We start from the raw sequence: 1843 nt of genomic DNA on the forward strand, positions 1-1843 counted from the left end.
CCTTGCCGCCGTCAAAGGCCCCGGCTCCCGCGCCTTCCTGATCCTGACCGTCGGCCCGGGCAGAGTCACCACGCGCGTCGCCCTTGGCGGCGTTTTCCTGAAGAACGGCCAGCGCTTCATAAATATCGTCGGCCGACATGCCCGCGTAGGCCGGGTCATGAGCAAAACCTTCGGGCAGATCAAAACCGGATTCGAGCAAAATGTGATTGATAGCCAGATCACAGGCCCGGTTCCACATTTTTTCCTCGCGCCCCTTGCGGCGCAGATGATGGCCGAAAGCCAGATGCATGATCTCATGCGCCTGGGCGGCCATCAGCCGGGCTTCGGGCAAGGTGGCGGCATAGGTCGGGTTAAAGCCAAGGCTTTTGCCGTCCGTCCACAGATCGCCGCAGGTTTTGTCCTCCCTGAAGCGCAGGCGCAATGCCAGTGATCCGAAAAATGGATGGTCCAGCACCAGAGCCGTTCTGGCCTTTTTCATTGCCAGCGTCGCTTTGCGTGAAAGCTCGTCACCCTGTGGCGATGAATCGCAACCGCTCCCCGGAGATGACGAGCCAAGCCCGTCCCCCGGAGGCACAGAGCTGTCGTAGGGCCGACGCAGCAGGCCGTTGCGCGCTTTCATGGCTACATCAGCACTTCAGCGTTTTTTTCCGCCCAGCGGGAGAACGCCTCTGTATGCACAAGCTCCGTATCCTGACACACGGCGTCACGCATGAGCAGAACGCCGAATTCCGAGGGCAGCCGTTCGGCATAGGCCGTGAGCGCATTTATGGTTTCGGCGCTGGCCCTGAGGCTCAGAGCTTCACACATGGCGTAAAGAGCCGCCGGTTCCATCGGCACAGCGGCCGAGGCCGGGGCCGCCAGCACTTCATCCACGGTGGGCAGCTCGCGCCAGACCGCAAGAAAGCCCATAAATTCAGCCGCTCCCGCTGCGCCCACAGTACCCTGGAAAAGCTCGTATTCCACATCCTGGTCCGGCGAAGCATCAAGAATGCGCGAGACAAATTCCCACGAACGGGGCGAAGCGAATGCTTTTTCGGATTTTTGCGGGTCAAAATCGTGCAGCAGCCGAGGCCTGAATCGCAAAAACGCGCACACTTCAGCCCGTATGCCCGCCGTCTGAGCCCAGGCAAGCCAGTCGTCCAGGTTGGCGTCAAACTCCAGGTGCACCATGCGGTTGGCAAGGGCCGAAGGCATGCGGTACGAAACGGCCTTGTCCTTTTCGCGGTTGCCAGCCGCCACAATGGCCCAGCCGTCAGGCAGGCGGTACTCGCCTATGGCGCGGTCCAGAATAAGCTGATAGCAGGCGGCCTGCACAAGGGGCGGGGCGGCGTTCAACTCGTCCAGAAAAATTATGCCTTCTTCCGGGTCTGAAGGCGTGGGCAGAAATGCCGGAGGACACCACACGGAAAATCCCTCATCGGTGATGCGGGGCAAACCGCGCAGGTCCACGGGGTCAAGCAGTACGGCGCGGATGTCGCGCAGGGGTATGCCCCGTGCCGCTGCCGCCTGGGCTACAATCTGGCTTTTGCCCACGCCCGGCGCGCCCCATAAAAAAACCGGCTGACGAATCGAAATGAGAGAATTCAAGGCGGATACAATTTGCGAAGGTGTCATGGCATTCCTGTAAGCTGGTGTCGGCTGGTGGTAGTGGATGCCTGAATGCTGCACTATATGAAAATGAAAGTCAATGTCATATAGAATATGATCAACGCCTCCCTCGCCGGCAAAACGCCAGACGGCAAAAGCCGCCCGGCAGCGGGCGGCTTTTGATTATCAACGCGGTGTACGCTTTTATTCAGCCAAGCACGGCCCTGTCCTCGGCCAGCCGGGCCTCGTCCTCCCA

2 protein-coding genes are annotated in these 1843 nt (G+C 60.3%); both read right to left on the reverse strand.

Annotated elements, in window-relative coordinates; translation table 11 throughout:
* Positions 1-619, reverse strand: a 619-nt coding sequence (locus V6C07_RS06940; protein ID WP_442891926.1) for a DUF2201 family putative metallopeptidase, incomplete at its 3' end; no start/stop codon positions are given.
* Between the two features lie 2 nt (positions 620-621).
* Positions 622-1614: a MoxR family ATPase gene (locus tag V6C07_RS06945; protein WP_333535626.1), complete on the reverse strand. Its 993-nt coding sequence runs from the start codon at positions 1612-1614 to the stop codon at positions 622-624.
* Positions 1615-1843: the final 229 nt, after the last annotated feature.

The sequence above is a fragment of the Desulfovibrio sp. 1214_IL3152 genome, from assembly GCF_036763055.1.
Lineage (GTDB): Bacteria > Desulfobacterota > Desulfovibrionia > Desulfovibrionales > Desulfovibrionaceae > Desulfovibrio.

Coding starts and splice junctions, on each gene's coding strand:
- V6C07_RS06945 (WP_333535626.1), bottom strand. CDS start 1,614: ATGACACCTTCGCAAATTGTATCCGCCTTGAATTCTCTCATTTCGATT.